The following is a 5790-nucleotide window of genomic DNA, read 5'->3' on the forward strand; positions in this document are numbered from 1 at the left end:
GGCCGGCGACCACCACGCGGACGGCGTCCGCTTCGAGGAGCAGCCGCGCGGCGACCACGTGTTCGGCTTCGCCGTCGGCGACGGGCACGACGAGCGCGCCGCGTTTCGGATACAGCCGCATCCAGCCCTCGGTCTCGAGACGCAGGAACGCCTCGCGGACCGGGGTCCGGCTGGTCCCCATCTCGGCGGCGATCTCGCCTTCGCTGATCAGTTCGCCGCCGGGCAGGGTGCCGGACAGGATCCGCTCCTTCACCTCGCGGTAGGCCTGCTCCGCCGCTGAATGCAACTTAGACACAAGATGTATTTATACGCGGTGCGAACGAGTTCGTCGCCCGCAGGGGGTGATCGGGGCCGTCCGCGCTCCCATTAAGCTGGCCTCTCGTGTCCGACACTCGCCCGCCCCGCGTCGCCGGGCGTTTCGCCCGCCGCGCGACGCTGCGCCGCTCCGTCGGCCTGCTCGGGAGCTTCCGGTACGAACAGACCGCTCCCGAGGTGTTCTACGGCGGGGTCGCCCGCGACACCGTCGACCTGATCGGCGACCTCTACACCGGCCTGACCGGCCGCGACCTGACCGGCACCACCGTCGTCGACGTCGGCGGCGGACCCGGCTACTTCGCCGAGGCGTTCGACGGCGTCGGCGCCCGGTACGTGCCGATCGAGCCGGATCCGGCGGAGATGCACGCCGCCGGCCTGCAGGTGGGCGGCTCGATCCGCGGATCCGGGCTGGCGTTGCCGGTGCGGACCGGTTCGGTGGACGTGTGCTTCTCGTCGAACGTCGCCGAGCACGTCCCCCGGCCCTGGGTGATGGCCGACGAAATGCTCCGCGTGACCAAGCCCGGCGGCCTGATGGTGCTGTCCTACACGCTGTGGTGGGGACCGTTCGGCGGCCACGAGACCGGGCCGTGGCACGCCTTCGGCGGCGAATACGCGGCCCGGCGGTACGCCCGCAAACACGGCCGCGACCCGAAGAACCGCTACGGCGTCTCGCTGTTCGACGTGGGCTGCGCGGACGGACTGCGCTGGGCCCGCAACACCCGCGACGGCGAGCTGCTCGCCGCGTTCCCCCGCTACCACCCGCGCTGGGCGTGGTGGCTCGTGAAGGTCCCGGTGGTCCGGGAGTTCCTGGTCAGCAACCTCGTGCTGGTGTTGCGCCGCACCTGAGGCGGAGATCTACGGTCCGCCCGCGCGAGCTCCACGCGCTACTGTCATGCGCCATGACCGCACTCGCTTTCGACGTCGGCGGCACCAAACTCGCAGCATCCACCGTCGGCGACAACGGCATCCCGCTCGCTCCGCTGAGCGTCCCCACCCCTACGACGGGCGTGTGGGACGCCGCGGCCACGTTGCTGCGGCACGCCGCGGGCGACCGGGCGATCACGACTGTCGGGATCGCGAGCGCAGGCCCGATCGACACCACCGCAGGCACGGTCGCACCCGTCAACATCGCCGAATGGGCGACCGGGTTCGCGCTGGTCGACGCGGTGCAGACGCTGTTCCCGGCCGCGCGGATCCGGCTCGTCGGGGACGGCGCGGCCGCCGCGCTCGCCGAGCACCGGCACGGCGCGGGCCGCGGCACCGCGGATCTGCTGAGCGTGGTCCTGTCGACCGGCATCGGCGGCGGCCTCGTGCTGAACGGCCGGATCGCCCCGGGCCGTTCCGGCAATGCGGGCCACATCGGGCACATGACCTCGGCATACGGCGTCGACCAGTGCGCGTGCGGCGCGACCGGCTGCATCGAGACCGTCGCGAGCGGCCCGGCGACCGTGCGCTGGGCGCGCAGCCACGGCTGGGCCGGCGACGACGCGATGGCGTTGTGCGCGGACGCAGCCGCCGGGAACCGGACGGCGGCCACGGCACTCGAACGGGCGGGTACCGCGCTCGGCCAGATCCTCGCGTCGGCGGCGGCCCTGACCGACGTCGGCCTGGTGGTCGTCGGGGGCGGATTCGCGCAGGCCGGACCGCCGCTGTGGCGTCCGATGCTGGCGGCGGCCGCGCGCTACGGCCGATTGTCCTTCCTCCGGGATCTGCGGATCGTGCCGGCCGAACTCGGCCCACTCGGCACACTCACCGGTGCCGGAGTGCTCGCAATCGAGCCCTGACCGCCGTCCGGATGCGAAATACTTCTCGGAAGGTCGCAACCCGGGCGGGGGCAGAGATGACACCGTTCCAGCGTTACATCGCCGAGGAGATCGCCGTCGATCACGCCGACGGCCTGCTCACGCGCCGAGAGGCACTGCGCCGGCTGGGCCTGCTCGGCATCGGTCTGGCCGCCGCGTCGTCGCTGCTCGCCGCGTGCGCGCGGGAGGACGAGCCGACGCCGGCGAGCCCCGCGCCCGAGACTCCGGCATCACCGCCACCGGGGGCCGCCGAGGCCGTCCCGACCGAGGAGGTCACCTTCCCGGGCCCGGACGGCCGCACCCTGCAGGGTGCCTGGGCCGGCGCCACCGACCCGCGCGGCGGCGTCCTGGTGATTCACGAGAACAAGGGACTCAACGATCACATCCGCTCGGTCGCCGGGCGCTTCGCCGGTGCCGGCTATTCGGCGCTGGCGATCGACCTGCTGTCCGAGGAGGGTGGCACGGCGTCGTTCGCCGATCCGGCCGCGGCGACCGCGGCGCTGAGCAACGTGCCGACGGAGCGGTTCACCGCGGACATGAAGGAGGGGGTCGACGAACTGTCCCGACGGCTCCCCGGCCTGCCGATCGAGGCGGTCGGCTTCTGTTTCGGCGGGGGCATGACCTGGCTGCTGCTCGCCTCCGGCGAACCGCGCCTGGCCAACGCGGTCCCGTTCTACGGGCCGCTGCCCGAGGGAGCGGACTTCTCCGGGTCGCGGGCGGCGGTGCTGGCGATCTACGCGGAGAAGGACCAGCGGGTCGACGCGACCCGCGATGCCGCGACCGCGGCGCTCGAGCGGGCCGGGCTCACGCACGAGGTGGTGACGTTCGCCGGCGCCGACCACGCGTTCTTCAACGACACCGGGCCGCGGTACGACCCGGCCGCCGCGGCCGAGGCCTGGCAGATGATGCTCGAGTGGTTCGAGCAGCATCCCGGCTGATCCCCGATACCGGGAGCTCCCTTCCGTAAAGATGAAACGTGTTCTAGTGTTCGAGGTCACAGCACGAGAACACGGGAGGAGTCGCGGGTGATCATCGATCCGGAGGACACCGCACACCACGCCGAAGTCGCCCGCCCCCACGATTCCCGTCGCGACCCCGAACAGATCCGCGCCGACCTGCAGCGGTGGCTCGCCGAACGGGTTCCGGATCCCCGGGTGGACAACGTGCACTCCCCCGACGCGACCGGGATGTCCAGCGAAACCCTGCTGTTCGACGCAACCTGGGACGGCCGCACCCACCGGCTCGTGGCGCGCATCGCGCCCGCGGCGACCGCCGTGCCCGTGTTCCCCACCTACGACCTCGACTCCCAGTTCCGGATCATGCGCGCCGTCGCCGAGCACACCGACGTGCCGGTTCCGGCGGTCCTGTGGTCCGAACCCGACGCCGGTCCGCTCGGCGCCCCGTTCTTCGTCATGTCCCGCATCGACGGTGTCGTCCCACCGGACGTCATGCCCTACAACTTCGGTTCGTGGGTCACCGAGGCCGACGACGCGCAGCGAGCCGCGATGCAGGACTCCGCGGTCGGCATTCTCGCCCGTATCCACGAATTACCGCTCGACGCAGTCGATCCCGGCATCGCCGATCTCGACACCCCACCCGACGCGACCGCGGCGGTGCGCGCCCACATCGACCGGCAGCGCGCCTACTACGAGTGGACCACACGGACCGGGCCGCGCTCGCCGCTCATCGAACGTGCCTTCGCGTGGCTCGACGAACACGTACCGGACGATCCGTCCCCGGCCGTGGTGTGCTGGGGCGACGCCCGCATCGGCAACATCCTGTTCGACGACTTCGAGCCCGTCGCCGTCCTCGACTGGGAACTCGCCACCATCGGTGCCCGCGAGATGGACCTGGCGTGGATGACGTTCCTGCACAGGTTCTTCGAGGACATCGCCGCGGCGGCGAACCTGCCCGGGCTGCCCGGCTTCCTGCGCCGCGACGACCTCGCCGCCGCGTACGCCGCCCGCACCGGGCACACCCCGCAGCACCTGGACTTCCACACCTGCTACGCCGCACTGCAGCACGCGATCATCATGCTGCGCATCCAGACTCGCGCCGTCCACTTCGGGCAGGCCGAGCAACCCGACGACCCGGACTCGATGATCCTGCACCGCGCGACCCTCGAGGCAATGCTCGACGGCACCTACTGGCAAGCCCTGACGTGAGTTCGCAGAACAAGTTACGAGGAAGAGGAACATGACCGACTACGACAAGCTCTTCATCGGCGGCCGGTGGGTCGCACCGTCGACGGACGAGAAGCTCGAGGTGTTCTCCCCCGCGACGGAGGAACGCGTCGGCTCGGTCCCCGTCGCCGGGCCGAAGGACATCGACGCCGCGATCGCGGCGGCGCGCACCGCGTTCGACGACGGGCCGTGGCCCCGCACCTCGCCCGCCGAACGCGCGCAGGTGATCGCCAAGGCCGCCAAACTGATCGAGGAGCGCTCCGCGGAGATCACCGCGAAGCTCACCGCCGAGATGGGCCAGCCCCCGGCGTCGGTGCAGATGATGCAGATGACCTCGGCGCTGGGCACGCTGAACTACTACGCGAGCGCCGCCGAGACGTTCCCGTGGGTCGACGAGCGGTCCGGTTCGTTCGGCCGCACCCGCGTCACCCGCGAGCCCGTCGGTGTGGTCGCCGCGGTCGTCGCGTGGAACGTGCCGCTGTTCCTGGCGGCGAACAAGCTGGGTCCGGCGCTGCTCGCGGGCTGCTCGGTCGTGCTCAAGCCGGCGCCCGAGGCGCCGTTGACGATCAACATGGTCGCCGAGATCTTCGCCGAGGCCGGCCTGCCCGAGGGTGTGCTGTCGATCGTGCAGGGCGGCGCCGAGACCGGTGAGTACCTGGTCTCGCACCCCGACATCGACAAGGTCACGTTCACCGGGTCCACCGCGGTCGGCAAGCACATCGGTGCGATCGCCGCGCAGAACCTCAAGCGCTGTTCGCTCGAACTCGGCGGCAAGTCCGCCGCGATCGTGCTCGAGGACGCCGATCTCGATTCGACGATCGCGATGCTCGTGATGTCCGGCCTGATGAACACCGGGCAGGCGTGCGTCGGCCAGACCCGCATCCTGGCGCCGCGCTCGCGCTACGACGAGGTCGTCGAGAAGGTCGTCGCGACCGCCGCATTCTTCCCCGTCGGCCTGCCCGACGATCCGGCCGCGCAGCTGGGCCCGCTGATCTCGGCGAAGCAGCGCGACCGCGTCGAGGGGTACATCGAGCAGGGCAAGAAGGAAGGCGCCCGCCTGGTGCTCGGCGGCGGCCGCCCGGCCGGCATCGAGACCGGCTACTACGTCGAGCCGACCGTGTTCGCGGACGTCGACAACTCGATGACGATCGCCCGCGAGGAGATCTTCGGTCCGGTGCTGTCCATCCTCCCGTACGACTCGGTCGACGAGGCGATCAAGATCGCCAACGACTCGGACTACGGCCTGGCCGGTTCGGTGTACACCACCGACATCGAGAAGGGACTCGAGGTCGCCGCGCAGGTCCGCACCGGCACCTACGGCATCAACTGGTACGCCTTCGACCCGGGCTCGCCGTTCGGCGGCTACAAGAACTCCGGCATCGGCCGCGAGAACGGCCCCGAGGGTATCGAGGCGTTCTGCGAGCTCAAGTCCGTGCTCTACCCGCCCGGCTACCAGGGCTGACACGCACAACGAGTGGGGCACCCCGGCC

Annotated in this window: 6 protein-coding genes; 5 read left to right on the forward strand and 1 reads right to left on the reverse strand. The window is 71.3% G+C overall.

Annotation, left to right across the window (positions count from 1 at the left end; all coding sequences use genetic code 11):
- Positions 1 to 295: GntR family transcriptional regulator (locus tag I0Q12_RS18785; RefSeq protein WP_197253439.1), on the reverse strand; the 295-nt coding region annotated here is incomplete at its 3' end.
- Between the two features lie 86 nt (positions 296 to 381).
- Here I0Q12_RS18785 and I0Q12_RS18790 point away from each other — a divergent pair.
- The 5 genes from I0Q12_RS18790 to I0Q12_RS18810 all read left to right on the forward strand — a co-directional run bounded on the left by I0Q12_RS18790 (position 382) and on the right by I0Q12_RS18810 (position 5762).
- Positions 382 to 1161, forward strand: coding sequence for a class I SAM-dependent methyltransferase (locus tag I0Q12_RS18790; RefSeq protein WP_197253441.1), 780 nt, complete (start codon positions 382 to 384; stop codon positions 1159 to 1161).
- 53 nt (positions 1162 to 1214) lie between these two features.
- On the forward strand, positions 1215 to 2099 hold the full coding sequence (locus tag I0Q12_RS18795) for an ROK family protein (RefSeq protein ID WP_197253443.1): 885 nt from the start codon (positions 1215 to 1217) through the stop codon (positions 2097 to 2099).
- A gap of 56 nt (positions 2100 to 2155) precedes the next feature.
- Positions 2156 to 3055, forward strand: coding sequence for a dienelactone hydrolase family protein (locus I0Q12_RS18800; RefSeq protein ID WP_197253444.1), 900 nt, complete (start codon positions 2156 to 2158; stop codon positions 3053 to 3055).
- Positions 3056 to 3142: 87 nt separating this feature from the next.
- Complete coding sequence (locus I0Q12_RS18805; protein WP_197253447.1) at positions 3143 to 4282, forward strand: phosphotransferase family protein; 1140 nt, start codon at positions 3143 to 3145, stop codon at positions 4280 to 4282.
- A gap of 31 nt (positions 4283 to 4313) precedes the next feature.
- Entirely contained in the window at positions 4314 to 5762 is a 1449-nt protein-coding gene (locus I0Q12_RS18810; RefSeq protein WP_197253449.1) for an aldehyde dehydrogenase, read from the forward strand.
- Positions 5763 to 5790 lie beyond the last annotated feature (28 nt).

This window comes from Rhodococcus sp. CX (genome assembly GCF_015865005.1).
GTDB lineage: Bacteria > Actinomycetota > Actinomycetes > Mycobacteriales > Mycobacteriaceae > Rhodococcus.